Here is a 15,502-nt window from a genome sequence, read left to right on the forward strand (position 1 = left end):
GTCATGACCGCGCCATGGTCGTTCCGTGCCGCCAGGCAGGCGGATTTCGAGCCGCTGCTCGGCTTGCGCCTGCGCGTGATGCGCCCGGCGCTCGAACGCATCGGCCGCTTCGACCCCGATCGCGCGCGACGGTATTTCGGCGAAGGCTTCGACCTGAACTGGATGCGCGCGATCCTCGTCGAAGGCGCGATAGCCGGCTGCGTCTGCTTCCGCCGCGAGGACGAGCACTGGGTGCTCGAATACTTCTATCTCGAGCCGCGCTACCACCGCACCGGCCTCGGCGGCTCCATCCTGCGCGCGCTGCTGGCCGAGGCTGACCGGTCAGGCCGAGTCGTGAAGCTCGAAGTCGTGAAAGGCAGCGAGTCGGCGCATCTGTACGAGCGCCACGGCTTCGCACGGTATGGCGAGGGCGAGTGGGATTTCTATTACGAACGCCCGCTGCCGCCGCCATTCGAGCGTGTGTGCGCGTTGCTTGACGCCGCCGGCGCGCGATACCGCCTGATCGAGCATGAGCCGGAAGGACGCTCCGAACTCATCAGCATCATTCGCGGCAACCGGCCGGAGCAGGCAGCCAAGGCGATGGTGCTCGACGTGCGTGGCGGTGGTGGCGGCAGGCGCCATGTGCTGGCGATCCTGCCCGGCAACCGCAAGCTCGATTTCGCCGCCGTGGCTGCACAATACGGCGCACGCAAATGCGGCTTCGCCTCGCCCGAGACGGCGCAGGCGATCACCGGCTGCATCATGGGCGCGGTGCCGCCCTTCGCGCTGCACGATTCGCTCAGCGTCGTGGTCGACCAGGCGCTGCTGTCGAACCAGACCCTGTTCTTCAACGCCGGTCGTCTTGATCGATCTATGGAACTCGAAACCGCCGAGTGGCTGCGTGTCGTCGCACCGAAAATTGCCGAGATCACTTCCTGACCGCTCCGCCCGCAATTCGCCCCTTCAGCAACGCCGCGCTCTTTCTCGACGTCTGCCCGCAGGGAGTTCTTCAACGCACGGCTGTGGGCGGCAGGGACAGCAGCTGCTCCTTTGGCGCCGCGAGCACCTCACTTGTCCTGAAGACGGCAGAGCCTTTCGCTGGCGACTCACCTTCGTCGGTCAAAGCGACGAAGGCCTGCAGCCACAGATGGCGTGTTGTGGCCAGCCGCTGTGAGCCGCGATACACACCGCGCGACATCGAGTTGAGCGACGCACGGATCTCGAACTGAGCCGCCTGGCGCTGCTGGGCTTGGCGCGCGGCGTAGCGCAGCACGCGATCGACCGTCGCGCGTATCGCGGCAGCGTCTTGGTCCGGAATCATGCCACCGCGATGGACGAGGGCCGCGACCTCGAAGCTCTTCGCTGAGTTGTCGACGTGGCCGACGGAATCGCCTGGCCATCCGTTCCACAAAGCCTCGTCCAGCGCGGCGTTGCCGGTGCGTTCACCGCAGGCAGCCAGAAATGCCATCAGCACGACGATGGCGATGGTGCGGAACTGCATTTTCCCCCAAGAACAACCCTGCTTGTTACCGTCTTCTTAGCAGGAACAGTCCCTGGCCGCCGAGCAAGTTTGCCAGCGGCAGCGGCAGGTTGGGCAGCGGCCGGCCGTGACGGCTGAGCGTCAGCGCCTTCTCGATGGTGACGCCCATGTCGGCGCACAGCGCGCGGAAATCGTCGATGCTGCAGAGGTGGATGTTGGGTGTGTCGTACCACTTGTACGGCAGGGCGTCGGTCTCCGGCATGCGGCCGCCGAAGACGAGGCGGGCGCGCACCTGCCAGTGGGCGAAGTTGGGAAACGACACGATGGCGTGCTTGCCGACGCGCAGCATCTGCTCGAGCACGCGGCGCGGCTCATGCGTCGCCTGCAGCGTCTGGCTGAGCACGACATAGTCGAAGGCGTTGTCAGGGTAGTGGGCGAGGTCGGTGTCGGCATCGCCCTGGATCACCGAAAGCCCGTTGGCGACGGCGGCGTTCACGCCGGCCTGGCTCAGCTCCATGCCGCGGCCGTCGACCTGCTTCTCGCGCTGCAGCCAGTCGAGCAGCGCGCCATCGCCGCAACCGACATCGAGCACCCGGGTGCCGGGTTCGATCATGTCGGCGATCAGCTGCAGATCGAGGCGGATCTTGCCGCGCTCCGCTGGGCTCATTTCAAACCACGCGCGTTGGCGGCGCCGCGCAGGAAGCCGTCGAGAGTGCGGAACATCTCGGGCTCGTCGAGCAGGAAGGCGTCGTGGCCCTTGTCGGTCTCGACCTCGACGAAGGAGACGTTGGCGGCCACGGCGTTGAGCGCCTTCACCACCTCGCGGTTCTCGTGCGTGGGAAACAGCCAGTCGCTGGTGAACGACATCACGCAGAAGCGCGTCCTGCTGCCGCGGAACGCCGTCGCCAGCGTGCCGCCGTACTCCGCCGCGAGATCGAAATAGTCCATCGCCCGGGTGATGTAGAGATAGGCGTTGGCGTCGAAGCGCTCGACGAACGACTTCCCTTGGTAGTGCAAATAGCTCTCGACCTGGAAGTCGGCGTCGAAGCTGTAGCCGAGCGAGGCGCGGTCCTGCAGGTTGCGGCCGAACTTGCGCTGCAGCGCCGACTCGCTGAGATAGGTGATGTGCGCGGTCATGCGCGCCACGGCCAGCCCGCGCGCCGGCACGGTGCCGTGCGCGCCGTAGTCGCCGCCATGCCAGCCCGGATCGGCCATGATCGCCTGGCGGCCGACCTCGTGGAAGGCGATGTTCTGCGCCGAATGCCGCGCCGCGGTGGCGATCGGCAGGGCGGCGAAGACGCGGTCCGGATAGGACGCGGCCCATTGCAGCACCTGCATGCCGCCCATCGAGCCGCCGACGACGCAGAACAGGCTCTCGATGCCGAGATGGTCGAGCAGCTGGGCCTGCGCGTTCACCATGTCGCGGATGGTGACCATCGGGAACGACAGGTTGTAGCGGCCGCCGGTCTTCGGGTTGATGTCGAGCGGGCCGGTGCTGCCCATGCAGCCGCCCAGCACGTTTGCGCAGATCACGAAATACTTCGCCGGATCGAGCGGCCGGCCCGGCCCGACCAGGCTCAGCCACCAGCCTTCCTTGCCGGTCACCGGGTTCGAATCGGCGACGAACTGGTCCATGGTCAGCGCATGGCAGATCAGCGCGGCGTTGCTGCGCTCGGCGTTGAGCGTGCCGTAGGTGCGGTAGGCGACGCGATGGCGCGTCAGCTCGACCCCGCAATCGAGCTTCAGCGGCCCCAGCCAGACGCTGTGCGAGGCGTCGAGCGCACGCCGCGCCGCCGGCGTCAGACCAGCAAGCGGGTCGCCGGACGCCTTATCGTTGGGATGGTGAACCGCGGTGTCCATCGGCAGAAGCTCGGGCGCCCATGGTGGCGCGACGAACGGCCACGGGCGCGGGGTGCCGTAGCTAGGGGAGGCCGATTTGGCCTGTCAATGTTTACTTTGCCTTTGGCCCATCGCCCGACTAAACCTAACGCCCTTCCGCCACGCCAACCACGCCATGGACGCTCCCAGCCTCGACGATTTGCGCGCCCAGATCGACGGCATCGATGAAGCCCTCCACGATCTGCTGATGCGCCGTGCCGAGCTGGTCGGCCGCATCGCCGCCGCCAAGGGCGGCAATGGCGGGCTTGCGCTGCGGCCGGGCCGCGAGGCCCAGGTTCTGCGCCGCCTGCTGGCGCGCCACGAGGGCCAGTTCCCGCGGCCCGCCCTGGTGCGTCTTTGGCGCGAGATCATGGGCGCCTTCACCTTCCTGCAGGGACCGGTGCGCGTTGCGGTCTGCCGGCCGGCCGACCAGGCCGGATTCTGGGATCTCGCGCGCGATCATTTCGGCGCCCAGATCCCGTTCCAGGCGCACGAGACCGCCGCCCAGGTGATCGCCGCCATGCGGCTCGACCCCAACGTCATCGGCGTCGTGCCGGCGCCAGTGCAGGACGAGCCGGCGCCGTGGTGGATCCGCCTGACCAGCGGCGAGGCGACCACCCCCAACATCGTGCAGCGCCTGCCCTTCGTCGCCATGCCCAACAGCCGCGGCCGCGACCTTGATTCCTTTGTGCTGGCGCGCATCGATGCCGAGGCCAGCGGCGAGGACCACGCGCTGCTCGCCATCGAATCGCCGGTCGAGATCAGCCGCAGCCGCCTGATCGGCGCGGTGACCAAGGCGGGCTTCCACGCCCCGACCTCGGTGATCGACGTCGAGCAGAGCGGCACGTGGTGGGATCTAGTCGAGGTGCCGACCTTCGTCTCCGACCACGATCCGCGACTGCCGGCGCTCAGCGCCGCGCTGGGTGGCGAGCCGGCGCGGGTCGTGGCGCTCGGCGCCTGGGCCGTGCCGCCCAAGATCTGAAACAGGCCCGAGATCCGAAGCAGGAAAGACCGATGACCATCCCGCAGCCGCGTCCCGGCATCATGGACATCGCGCCCTATGTCGGCGGCAAGGACACCGTCGAGGGCGTGGCCAAGGTCAGCAAGCTGTCGTCCAACGAGGGCGCGCTGGGCCCCAGCCCCAGGGCCATGGCGGCCTACGCCCGCGTCGCCGCCGAGCTGCATCGTTATCCCGACGGCGGCTCAGACAAGCTGCGGACCGCTATCGGCAAGCGCTACGGTCTGGATCCGGCGCGCATCGTCTGCGGCGCCGGGTCGGACGAGCTGCTGAACCTGCTGGTGCGCGCCTATTGCGGGCCGGGCGACGAGCTGATCCACAGCCGGCACGGCTTCCTGATGTACGCCATCAACGCACTGGGCGTCGGCGCCACGCCGGTCGCTGCCCCGGAGAAGGACTACCGCACCGACGTCGACGCCATGCTGGCGAAGGTGACGGACAGGACGCGCATCGTGGCGCTGGCCAATCCCAACAACCCGACCGGCAGCTACATCACCCGCGACGAGGTCAAGAAGCTGCATGCCGGCCTGCCGAAGACGACGCTGCTGATCATCGACGCGGCCTATGCCGAGTATGTCTCGCGCAACGACTACGACGCTGGCGTCGAGCTGGTCGATCGCAGCGAGAACGTGGTGATGACCCGCACCTTCTCGAAGATCTACGGGCTGGGCGGGTTGCGGCTGGGCTGGATGTACGGCCCGCCGCACCTGATCGACGTGATGGCCCGCCTGCGCCAGCCGTTCAACGTCAACCTCGCGGCGCAGGCCGCGGGCGTGGCGGCGCTGGAGGATGCCGAGCACACCGAGGCCAGCCGGCTGCACAACGACAAGTGGCTGCCGTGGCTGTCGAGCGAGCTCAACGGGCTCGGCCTGAAGGTGCTGCCCAGCGTCGGCAACTTCATCCTCGTGGGCTTCGGCTCGCCCGAGCGCGCGGCGGCCGCCAACGAGGCGATGATGAAGGACGGCCTGATCCCGCGCATGGTCGCGGGCTACGGCCTGCCCGAGTGCCTGCGCATCACCGTCGGCAACGAGGACGAGGTCAAGGCGGTGCGGGAGACGCTGGCGAAGTTCGTCGCGGCCAAGCGATGAGCGACGCGCCCAAGCCGCCACCCTTGTTCGACAAGCTGGCGCTGATCGGCATCGGCCTGATCGGTTCGTCGATCGCGTTGAGGGCGAAGCGCGACGGCCTGGTGCGCAGCGTCGTCGCCGCCACGCGCAGCCAGAAGACGGCCGACACCGCCAACCGCATCGGCGTGGTCGATCATTGCGGCACCGATCTCGCCGCGGCGGTCAAGGACGCCGATCTGGTCATCATCTGCACGCCGGTGGGCGCCTGCGGCGAGGCGATGAAGACCATCGCGCCGGCGATGACAAAAGGCGCCATCGTTTCCGAGGTCGGCTCGGTCAAGCAGGCGGTGATCCGCGACATGCGCCCGCATGTCCCCGCCGGCGTGCATTTCGTGCCGGCGCATCCCATCGCCGGTACCGAGCATTCCGGCCCCGAGGCCGGCTTCCCGACCCTGTTCGATGGACGCTGGTGCATCCTCACCCCGCTCGAGGGCGCTGACCAGGCCGCGGTCGACCGCTTGGCGGCGTTCTGGACTGCCTGCGGCAGCATGGTCGAGTTCATGGCGCCGGACTGGCACGACATGGTGCTGGGCATCGTCTCGCATCTGCCGCACCTGATCGCCTACACCATTGTCGGCACCGCCGACGACATGGCCGGCGAGCGCCGCTCGGAGGTCATCAAGTTCGCCGCCGGGGGCTTCCGCGACTTCACGCGCATTGCGGCTTCCGATCCGACGATGTGGCGCGACGTGTTCCTCAACAACCGCGAGGCGGTGCTGGAGATCCTCGGGCGCTTCCAGGAGGATCTCTTCTCCCTGCAGCGCGCCATCCGCTGGGGCGAGGGCGACAAGCTGTTCGAGCTCTTCACCCGCACCCGCGACATCCGCCGCGCGCTGATCGACATGAAGCAGGCCTGAGGGCCCGGGCCATGCCCGCGCTCGCCGCGCCGGCGATCTTCGTTCTGATCTGGAGCACCGGCTTTATCGTCGCGCGCGGTGCGCTGCCCTACGCCGAGACCGCGACCCTGCTGGCGATCCGCTATGCCGTGGCGGTCGTGCTGCTGGCGGCGCTGTCGGTGGCCATGCGCGCGTCCTGGCCGCGCGGCACGACGACCTGGCTGCACCTGATGGTCGTCGGTGTTCTGATCAATGTCGGCTACATCGGCGGCGTCTTCATGAGCATTGAGCGGCAGATGCCGGCCGGCGTCTCGGCGCTGCTGGTTTCGCTGCAGCCGCTGCTGACCGCGATCCTCGCCGGCCCGCTGCTGGGCGAAGCGGTGTCGCGCCGGCAATGGATCGGCCTGCTGTTGGGGCTCATCGGCGCGGCGCTGGTGATCTGGGAAAAGGCGCGCATCGGCGAAGCCACGGCGCTGTCGGTCGCACTGTCGGCAGCGGCGCTGTTCGGCATCACGCTGGGCACGCTCTATCAGAAACGCTTCCTGGCGACGATGGATCTGCGCACCGGCATGGTCGTGCAATATGGCTATGCTGCGATCGTCTTCGCCATCAGCGCGGTGCTGTTCGAGTCGATGACCGTGCGCTGGACGGCGGAGTTCCTGGGCGCCATGGTCTGGGCCGTGCTCGCGCTCAGCATCGGCGCCAACATGCTGCTGTTCTGGCTGATCCGCCGCGGCGCGGCCTCGAAGGTTGCGGCCCTGTTCTATCTCGTGCCGCCCTGCACGGCGCTGATCGCCCTGCCGCTGTTTGGCGAGACCTTCGGATTGGTGGCGCTGCTCGGCATGGGCATCACGGTGGCCGGCGTGGCGCTGGCGAGTCGGAGCTGACGATGGCGAGGTCGCGCTATCCGCACTCCAGCGTGGCGTCGATCGCGGCGCGGCCGGCCTGGGTCTTCGCCTACGGTTCGCTGATGTGGGATCCCGGCTTCGTGCCGCAGGAGACTCGCCCGGCGCGCCTGGCCGGCTGGCACCGTGCATTCTGCATCAAGTCCGAGCACTACCGCGGCACGCCCAAGGTGCCCGGCCTGATCCTCGGCCTGCTGCCCGGCGGCGCCTGCCGCGGCCTGGCGCATCGCCTGCCCGAGCGCGACTACGACGCTACCCGCCGCTATCTCTGGGATCGCGAGATCCTCAACGATGGCGTCTACTTCGAAACCATGCGGCCGCTGACGCTCGACGACGGCAGCATGGTCGAGGCGCTGCTCTACCTGGCCAACCGCGAGCACCCCAGCTATCTCGGCAAGCTGCCGCTCGCGCAGGCCGTGACCCTGGTGCGCCAGGGCGAGGGCGTCCGCGGCCGCTGCCTCGACTACGTCGCCAACACCGTCATGCATCTCGATCAGCTGGGCCTGCGCGAAAGCCATCTGCACGAGCTGCTGGAGGCGGCGCGGCAATGAGCGGACCGTGGTCGGTCGTGCGCGTCGACATGGCGCACTACCAGACACCGGAAAGTGAACGCGAGGTCGGCCGCTACGGCTCGCCCTGGACGGCGCGCGAGGCTGCGCGCGAGATCCTGCGCCGCTCGCTGATCGACCTGCGCGGCCAGTGCCAGTCCGATGCCGATCTGAGCCGGCTGTGGTGGATCTATGGCGAAGACGCGTTCGTGCATGGGCCGGACGGCACGTCGTGGCGCGCCAGCAACGAGCTCGACTCGATCATCGCCGCGCTGCCCAAGCGGTGGTGATCTCAGCGCAGGTCGAAGCCCCATTTCAGGCGATCGTCGTCCTCGAAGCGGAAGATGCTCTCGCCGGTGTAGTGCGCTTCGCCGGCGACCTCGACGATCACCGCCCGATGGCGGCCGGCACGGGTCTCCGACAGTGCCTTGGCGGTGAAGCGCGCGCCGGTGACGCTCTCGTAGGCACAGACGTCGCCGATCTTGCTCTGGCGCCGCGCCACCTGCACAGCGATGCGTGCGCTCACACCGCTGCCGGTGGGGCTGCGATCGACCTGGCGGCCGGCGAAGACGCAGATGTTGCGGCTGGCGCCCGGCCAGTCGCCGTCGTTCACCGCGCCGATGCCGCCGTCGGTGAGGATGGTGCCGTAGATGTAGGCGAGATCGGGGTCGTCGGGATGCTCCAGACGCAGCGTCTTCTTCGCCGCGTCGGCAATGGCTTCTCCCGCATCGACGATGTGGCGCAAGGCCGAGCCACGCACGTCCAGCCCGATCGTCGTGGCGTCAAGGATGGCGTAGAACGCGCCGCCATAGCCGATGTCGACATGCACCGGTCCCCAGGTCTGGGTCAGTACGATGGCATCGAGCTGGAAGGCGAAGGAGGGCACGCTGTCGAAGCGCACGCGGCCGGCCTTGCCGTTCCTGACCTCGACATGCGCCACGACCAGCCCGCACGGGCACTGCAGCCGTACCACAGTCTCCGGCTCGACTCGCGCGACGCGGCCAGTGTCGACGGCCCAGCGCGCCAGCGCGATCGTGGCGTGGCCGCACATGGTGCTGTAGCCCTCGCCGTGCAGGAACAGCACCGCGAGATCGGCCTCGGGATGATCCGGCTTCACCAGCAGCGCGCCGTACATGTCGGCATGCCCGCGCGGCTCGTGCATCAGCGCGCGCCGCAGATGATCGTGCTGCTCACGCGCCTCGCGCCGCTTGCCCAGCAGCGTGGGCGCGCTGAACTCCGGCCAGCCCTCCACGACGATGCGCGTCGGCTCACCGCCGGTGTGCATCTCGATGGTGCGAAGGATTCGCTCGTTCATGGACGGGGTTCGCGGCGCAGCTGCATGACCGAACTCTATCATCCGTGCTATCGGCAGATTGAATGCAATCGACAGGATGGTCTCGGGCGGGCTCGATTGCGAATCCGCGCGGCGGTTGCTATCTTTATCCACTTTTCTACCGATGAGGACAGACCGTGGGGGAGATGCTGCGGGGAGTTCTCTGCGCGGTTATGGTCGGTGGGTCCGCGGCCTTGGGACCCCCGGTTGCATCGGCACAGAGCTGCGAGGCCCGATGCCCTTCGGATCCTGGGCTCGAGCGCGACGCCTGCCTGACGCGGTGCCGCGTTCTCGGGCCGACGCTGAGCACTTCACCCAAACCGGGCCCCGTCACTCCGCCGGCGAGGATCGTCGAGCCGAAGCCGCTCGATCCGAACCGGCCTTGGCGGCCGCCGGCGGCGATCAGGTCACGGGACTAAGGCCATGACCGGCCGGAGATGGGCATGAGCGCGGTCTTCGACAGGATCCTTCTGTTTCTTTCCGTGACGTTGCAGGTCATGGCGCCGGCGCTCGTGCTCGCCGGCCTCATCGTCGCCGTGCTCGTGCTGCTCGCCATGGCCGCGCAGCGTCGCATTCGGCCGGCCCTGCCCGCCTTCGTGGTGTCATCGACCTTCACCGTGGCGCTGCTTGGTTTCGCCATCGGCTATGTGACCGGCAACAGCCGCGTCAGCGTCGTGGGCGAGTTCCTGCCCGCGTTCCTCACTCTCATCGGCGGAATTTTCGTCTATGTCTTGTCCAAGGACCAGCGGACCCCGGCCGGATTGGCGACCTCGATCGTCTTCGCGCTGGCCGTGTCGGTCCTGGTCTCAATCTACTGGGGTGCCGTGGAACGCGATGCGTCGGAGGCTGCGGCGGAGCTCGCCAAGCGGCAACGCGCCATCTCCGACGAGGAAGTGCGCTATCAATACGAGCTTGAGCGGGTTCGTCGAACCAAGGAGCTCATGGGCATCAGGGAGGCGTCTGCTCCATCGGAGAAGACGGCATGCCCTCAGAACTGCGAGCCAAAGAAGTGACCGGCAATCAGACCGGTACAGCTGAACCATACCGATCGATCAGCACACGGCCCAGCCGCTCGTTCTGGATCTCGGTGGTGCCGTCGGTGTAGCTGGCGATCTTCGCGCCGCTCATGTGGCGTGCCAGCGGGTAGTCGGCGCGGAGCCCATTGGCGCCCATCGCCTGGATGCAGTTGGCGATGTGCTGGATGGTCTTGTCGCCGGCGAACTTCTTGGCGTGCGCCGCGGCTTCCTGCGCGTCGCCTTTCGCATCGATGATGCGCGCGGCGCGGTAGGTCAGCGCGCGCATCGCCTCCAGATCGTTGGCGGCGTCGACCAGCTTCCAGCGCACGCCCTGCAGGTCCATGACATTGCCGCCGAACAGCGTGCGTTCGCTGCCGTACCTGGTGGCCACCGCGACCGACGATTCGAGCATGCCGCAGCACATGGCGGCGACGTAGGTGCGCGCGCCGTTGATGCCGGCGAGCGCCATCTTGAACGCCTCGCCCGGCCTGGCGGTCAGCGCTTCGTCGGGCGCGAGGTACTTCTCCAGCCGGAAGCCGGCGGCGCCGATGGCGTGGCCGCCATGCAGCTCGAACGGGGCCTCGCGATGGAAGCCCGGCTTGTCGGCCTCGACCATGAAGCCGGCGATGCCGCGCCAGCCCTTCGACGCATCGGTCTGGGCGTAGACCAGGGCCAGGCCACAGATCGCGGAGTTGGTGATCCAGGCCTTTGCGCCGTTGAGCTCCCAGCCGCCCTCGACCTTGGTCGCCGTGGTGCGGATGGCGGCGAAGTCGCTGCCGGCCCAGGGCTCGGTCAGGCCGGGCGAGCCGATCACCTCGCCCTTGAGCATGCGCGGCAGCAGGCGCTCGACCATCGACGGATGGGCATCCCGGGCGAACCGCGCCATCGAGTTGTGCACGTTGACCAGCGAGAAGGCGAAGGCGAAGTCGTGGCGCGCCACCTCCTCGCAGACCCGCATCTTGCAGGAAAATGAGAGCGCCTCGCCGCCGAAGCGCTTCTCCAGCTCGATCAGGTGCAGGCCCTCGGCGCAGGCCTGGCGGATCGCATCGGTGGGATGCCGGCGCTCGTACTCCCAGTCCTTTGCGTTGGGCGCCACCACGCGCTCGGCGAAGGACCGCGCTTTGGCGATCATCGCGCGCTCGGCGTCGGTCAGCCCCGCGTCGAACTCTTCGGTCAGTGTCATGCGGCTGACGCTAGCAGCGGCGTGCGCGGCGGGGCAAGGTAGGGGCGCGGCCACAGGGGAGGCTCTCGATGCGCGGAACGGTGTGGGCGCTGCTGGCGATGATGGCGCTGGCGAGCGGCGCCTCGGCGCAGGGGCTTGGTCCGCAGGGCGGCGAGATCGGCGCCCATCGCGAGCAGATCTGGCGGATACTCAGCGCTGATCCCGACCGGCCGATGCTGACCACCGTCTTTCGTCCGCCGGGCGAGCAGCGCCGGCCGCTGGCGGTCATCAACCACGGCTCGCCGGTCAGCGGCCGCAGCCAGATGCAGCGTCAGCGCTTCGCCGTTGCCTCGTCGTGGTTGGTGCGGCAGGGGTATGTCGTCGTGCTGCCCTTGCGTCGCGGCTACGGCGAGACGGGCGGGCGCTGGAACGAGAGCTATGGCTCGTGCGAGGTCGGCGCCTACTACGGCGCCGGCGTCGAGGCGGCGAAGGACGTCGACGCCGCCGTGCAATACATGCGCACGCAGCCCTTCGTGCTGCCGGATCGCACGTTGATCGTCGGCCAGTCGGCAGGTGGCTGGGCCACGGTCGCGTACTCGGCGCGCAACCCGGCCGGCGTGCCCGTCATGGTGAACTTCGCCGGCGGCCGAGGCGGGCGGCACCAGAACATCGCCAACAACAACTGCGCGCCGCGCAACCTGGTCGACGCCGCCGGCAGATTCGGTCGCACGGCGCGCGTGCCCACGCTGTGGATCTACACCCAGAACGACAGCTTCTTCGATCCGGAGCTCAGCCGGCGCATGGCCGACGCCTACAAGGCGGGTGGCGGCAATGCCGACTACCGCCTGTTGCCGGCCTTCGGCCGCGACGGCCACAGCCTGTTCGGCTCGACCGACGGCGTCGCCGTGTGGTCGCCCCTGGTGCAGAACTTCATCGCGCCACACCGCTGATCTGCATGATTTGAGGGCATGGTGCTGAATATGACGCCAGAGACGCGCCTGCAACGAGGGGACGGTGGCGTGGAAGTGCGCTTTGCGCGCCGCGCCGATGGTGCCCTTGCGTTGGCACACCTGTGGCAGTCCGACCCCTGTCGCGTGCTGTTTCCGCAGCCCGAGGCCGCTGAGCCGCCGCAGGCGGTGATCGTCACGACCTCGGGCGGCCTTACCGACGGCGATCGCGTGCGGCTCAAGGTCGAGGTCGAGGGCGGCATGGCGACCGCGACGACCCAGGCGGCGGAAAAGATCTATCGCGCGGCGCGGGCCGCCGAGCATCCGGCGCGGATCGAGAGCGCATTGCATGTCGGCTCCGGCGCGACGCTGGAGTGGCTGCCGCAGGAAACCATCGTGTTCGATGGCGCGCGTCTGCGCCGTCGGGTCGAGGCCGATCTCGCCGGAGATGCACGGCTGCTGGCTTGCGAAATGGTCGTGCTGGGCCGCGGCGCCAGCGGCGAGCGCTTCACACGCGGTGCGGTCTATGACGGCTGGCGACTGCGGCGCGGTGGAAAGCTGGTCTGGGCCGATGCTCTGGCGCTCGGTGGCGCGCCGCCCGACGTCGCGGGGTTCGGGGGGGTGACGGCGCTGGCGACCGGCATCTTCGCGGGACCGGATGCGGCGCGCTGGCTCGAGGCGTCGCGCGAGGTCGTGGAGAGCGGGGCTGCGCGAGCCGGCGCCACCGTCGTCAACGGCGTGCTGCTGGCGCGCTTTCTGGGCGAGCCGCTGGCGGTGCGGCGCGGGCTGATGGATTGGCTGGCGTTCATGCGGCAGGACGCGCTGGGCGGCCCTCGGCGGTTGCCTCGCGTATGGCATGTGTGATGCATTTGGGGCGGCGATGACGCAGGGGGAAACGCCGTGAACCTGACACCGCGCGAGAAGGACAAGCTGCTCGTGGCGATGGCCGCGATCGTCGCCCGCCGCCGCCTCGAACGCGGTATCAAGCTCAACCATCCCGAGGCCGTGGCGCTGATCACCGACTACGTCGTCGAGGGCGCGCGCGACGGGCGCAGCGTGGCCGAACTGATGCGCGACGGCGGCACCGTCATCACGCGCGATCAGGTCATGGACGGCATCGCCGACATGATCCACGAGATCCAGGTCGAGGCGACCTTCCCCGACGGCACCAAGCTGGTGACCGTGCACAACCCGATCCGCTGAAGGGCACCGCCATGAAACCGGGTGAGATCATCACGGCTGCCGGCGAGCACGTCCTCAACGAAGGTCGCGAAACCTTGACGCTGAGCGTGTCCAACGGCGGCGACCGGCCGGTGCAGGTCGGCAGCCACTATCATTTCTACGAGACCAACGAGGCGCTGAAGTTCGACCGCGAGAAGACGAAGGGCTTCCGGCTGAACATCGCTGCCGGTACGGCGGTGCGCTTCGAGCCCGGCCAGACACGCGAGGTCACGCTGGTCGCCCTCGGCGGTGACCGCGTGGTCTACGGCTTCAACGCCAGGGTCTCGGGTGCGCTGGCGCCGGCTTCGGCGTCGAGCGCTAGTGGCGGCAACTCGCCGGCACGGATCTCGCGCCAGGGCTACGCGCAGATGTTCGGCCCCACCGTGGGCGACAAGGTGCGGTTGGCCGACACCGACCTGATCATCGAGGTCGAGAAGGACCACACCATCCGCGGCGAGGAGGTGAAGTTCGGCGGCGGCAAGGTGATCCGCGACGGCATGGGCCAGAGCCAGCGCACCCGTACGGAGGGCGCCGTCGACACCGTGATCACCAACGCGCTGATCCTCGACCACTGGGGCGTCGTGAAGGCCGATATTGGCATCCGCGACGGCCGCATCGTCGGCATCGGCAAGGCGGGCAATCCCGACATCCAGCCCGGAATCGACATCGTCATCGGCCCGGGCACCGAGGCGATCGCCGGCGAGGGCCGCATCCTTACCGCCGGCGGCATCGACTGCCACATTCACTTCATCGCCCCGCAGCAGATCGAGGAGGCGCTGGCCAGCGGCGTCACCACCATGCTGGGCGGCGGCACCGGCCCGGCGCATGGCACGCTGGCGACGACGGTGACGCCGGGGCCGTGGCATCTCGGGCGCATGATGCAGGCGGCCGAGGGCTTCTCGATGAACCTCGGCTTCTTCGGCAAGGGCAATACCAGCCTGCCGGCGGGACTCGAAGAGCAGATCAGGGGCGGCGCCTGCGGCCTGAAGCTGCACGAGGATTGGGGCACGACGCCCGCGGCGATCGACAATTGCCTCGCCGTCGCCGACCGCTACGACGTGCAGGTCGCGATCCACACCGATACGCTCAACGAATCGGGCTTCGTCGAGACGACGCGCGCCGCCTTCAAGGGCCGCACCATCGCCACCTTCCATACCGAAGGCGCCGGCGGCGGCCATGCCCCTGATATCATCCGGCTGTGCGGCGAGGGCAACGTGCTGCCCTCGTCGACCAACCCGACCATGCCCTACACAGTCAATACCGTGGACGAGCATCTCGACATGCTGATGGTCTGCCACCATCTCGATCCGCGGATCCCCGAGGACGTCGCCTTCGCCGACAGCCGCATAAGGCGCGAGACCATCGCGGCCGAGGACATCCTGCACGACATGGGTGCCTTCAGCATGATGTCGTCGGACAGCCAGGCGATGGGCCGCGTCGGCGAGGTGGTGATCCGCACTTGGCAGACCGCCGACAAGATGTGCAAGCAACGGGGTCGGCTGGCAGAAGAGGCCGGCGACAACGACAATGCGCGCGCCAAGCGCTATGTCGCGAAGTACACGATCAATCCCGCCATCACGCACGGCATCAGCCGGCATGTCGGCTCGGTGGAGGTCGGCAAGCTCGCTGACCTTGTGCTGTGGTCGCCGGCCTTCTTCGGCGTGAAGCCGGACTTCGTGCTCAAGAGCGGCTCGATCGCCATGGCGCCGATGGGCGATCCCAACGCCTCGATCCCGACGCCGCAGCCGGTGCACTACCGGCCGATGTTCGCCGGCTTCGGCCGCAACCTCGTGGCCAGCTCGGTGATCTTCACCAGCGCGGCCGGCATCGCCGCCGATGTCGCCAGGCAATGGGGCCTGACGCGGCCGATGCTGGCGGTCGACAACACGCGCGGCGGCATCGGCAAGCGCTCGATGATCCACAATTCGGCGACACCCAGGATCGAGGTCGATCCCGAGACCTATGAGGTGCGCGCCGACGGCGAGCTGCTGACCTGCGAGCCGGCCACCGTGCTGGCTATGGCGCAGCGCTATTTCCTGTTCTGAGGCCGGC

The 15,502-nt window shown here is 68.5% G+C and carries 17 protein-coding genes; 12 read left to right on the plus strand and 5 right to left on the minus strand.

The window, feature by feature from the left end:
• Positions 1-3: 3 nt before the first annotated feature.
• The gene (locus KF889_02005; protein MBX3498190.1) at positions 4-918 is read left to right on the plus strand and encodes a GNAT family N-acetyltransferase; all 915 of its coding nucleotides are present in this window, start codon (positions 4-6) and stop codon (positions 916-918) included.
• 70 nt (positions 919-988) lie between these two features.
• Here KF889_02005 and KF889_02010 read toward each other — a convergent pair whose 3' ends face one another.
• The 3 genes from KF889_02010 to KF889_02020 are packed head-to-tail and all read right to left on the minus strand — an operon-like array spanning position 989 to position 3,319.
• Entirely contained in the window at positions 989-1,480 is a 492-nt protein-coding gene (locus tag KF889_02010) for a hypothetical protein (protein MBX3498191.1), read from the minus strand.
• Positions 1,481-1,505: 25 nt separating this feature from the next.
• Positions 1,506-2,126, minus strand: a complete 621-nt coding sequence (gene metW, locus KF889_02015; GenBank protein MBX3498192.1) for a methionine biosynthesis protein MetW — start codon at positions 2,124-2,126, stop codon at positions 1,506-1,508.
• On the minus strand, positions 2,123-3,319 hold the full coding sequence (locus KF889_02020; GenBank protein ID MBX3498193.1) for a homoserine O-acetyltransferase: 1,197 nt from the start codon (positions 3,317-3,319) through the stop codon (positions 2,123-2,125). Before KF889_02020 ends, metW begins: the two co-directional genes overlap by 4 nt.
• 154 nt (positions 3,320-3,473) lie before the next feature.
• On the opposite strand from KF889_02020, the gene KF889_02025 reads away from it, so the two are divergent.
• From KF889_02025 to KF889_02050, 6 genes are read left to right on the plus strand one after another with little or no spacing between them, the layout of a single operon-like run.
• A complete protein-coding gene (locus tag KF889_02025; protein ID MBX3498194.1) occupies positions 3,474-4,319 on the plus strand; it encodes a chorismate mutase in 846 nt (281 codons plus the stop codon).
• Positions 4,320-4,351: 32 nt separating this feature from the next.
• Complete coding sequence (locus KF889_02030) at positions 4,352-5,443, plus strand: histidinol-phosphate transaminase (protein MBX3498195.1); 1,092 nt, start codon at positions 4,352-4,354, stop codon at positions 5,441-5,443.
• Positions 5,440-6,339: a prephenate/arogenate dehydrogenase family protein gene (locus KF889_02035; GenBank protein ID MBX3498196.1), complete on the plus strand. Its 900-nt coding sequence runs from the start codon at positions 5,440-5,442 to the stop codon at positions 6,337-6,339. Before KF889_02030 ends, KF889_02035 begins: the two co-directional genes overlap by 4 nt.
• Before the next feature lie 11 nt (positions 6,340-6,350).
• Positions 6,351-7,205, plus strand: a complete 855-nt coding sequence (locus KF889_02040; GenBank protein MBX3498197.1) for a DMT family transporter — start codon at positions 6,351-6,353, stop codon at positions 7,203-7,205.
• A gap of 2 nt (positions 7,206-7,207) precedes the next feature.
• Positions 7,208-7,774: a gamma-glutamylcyclotransferase gene (locus KF889_02045; GenBank protein MBX3498198.1), complete on the plus strand. Its 567-nt coding sequence runs from the start codon at positions 7,208-7,210 to the stop codon at positions 7,772-7,774.
• Positions 7,771-8,061 (plus strand): hypothetical protein, encoded by a 291-nt coding sequence (locus KF889_02050; GenBank protein MBX3498199.1) that lies wholly within the window; start codon positions 7,771-7,773, stop codon positions 8,059-8,061. Before KF889_02045 ends, KF889_02050 begins: the two co-directional genes overlap by 4 nt.
• A gap of 2 nt (positions 8,062-8,063) precedes the next feature.
• Here the strand turns inward: KF889_02050 and KF889_02055 are convergent, their stop codons facing one another.
• The gene (locus KF889_02055) at positions 8,064-9,056 is read right to left on the minus strand and encodes a proline racemase family protein (protein MBX3498200.1); all 993 of its coding nucleotides are present in this window, start codon (positions 9,054-9,056) and stop codon (positions 8,064-8,066) included.
• A 491-nt stretch (positions 9,057-9,547) separates the two neighbouring features.
• Between KF889_02055 and KF889_02060 the strand changes: the two genes are divergently transcribed.
• On the plus strand, positions 9,548-10,117 hold the full coding sequence (locus KF889_02060) for a hypothetical protein (protein MBX3498201.1): 570 nt from the start codon (positions 9,548-9,550) through the stop codon (positions 10,115-10,117).
• Between the two features lie 7 nt (positions 10,118-10,124).
• Here KF889_02060 and KF889_02065 read toward each other — a convergent pair whose 3' ends face one another.
• Positions 10,125-11,303, minus strand: a complete 1,179-nt coding sequence (locus KF889_02065) for an acyl-CoA dehydrogenase family protein (GenBank protein MBX3498202.1) — start codon at positions 11,301-11,303, stop codon at positions 10,125-10,127.
• A 68-nt stretch (positions 11,304-11,371) separates the two neighbouring features.
• Between KF889_02065 and KF889_02070 the strand changes: the two genes are divergently transcribed.
• The 4 genes from KF889_02070 to ureC are packed head-to-tail and all read left to right on the plus strand — an operon-like array spanning position 11,372 to position 15,495.
• Positions 11,372-12,232 (plus strand): prolyl oligopeptidase family serine peptidase, encoded by an 861-nt coding sequence (locus tag KF889_02070; protein MBX3498203.1) that lies wholly within the window; start codon positions 11,372-11,374, stop codon positions 12,230-12,232.
• Between the two features lie 18 nt (positions 12,233-12,250).
• Positions 12,251-13,093 (plus strand): urease accessory protein UreD, encoded by an 843-nt coding sequence (locus KF889_02075; GenBank protein ID MBX3498204.1) that lies wholly within the window; start codon positions 12,251-12,253, stop codon positions 13,091-13,093.
• A gap of 36 nt (positions 13,094-13,129) precedes the next feature.
• Entirely contained in the window at positions 13,130-13,432 is a 303-nt protein-coding gene (locus KF889_02080; GenBank protein MBX3498205.1) for an urease subunit gamma, read from the plus strand.
• Between the two features lie 11 nt (positions 13,433-13,443).
• Complete coding sequence (gene ureC, locus KF889_02085) at positions 13,444-15,495, plus strand: urease subunit alpha (GenBank protein MBX3498206.1); 2,052 nt, start codon at positions 13,444-13,446, stop codon at positions 15,493-15,495.
• Positions 15,496-15,502: the final 7 nt, after the last annotated feature.

The organism is Alphaproteobacteria bacterium (assembly GCA_019635875.1).
In the GTDB taxonomy this organism is placed as follows: domain Bacteria; phylum Pseudomonadota; class Alphaproteobacteria; order Reyranellales; family Reyranellaceae; genus JAFAZJ01.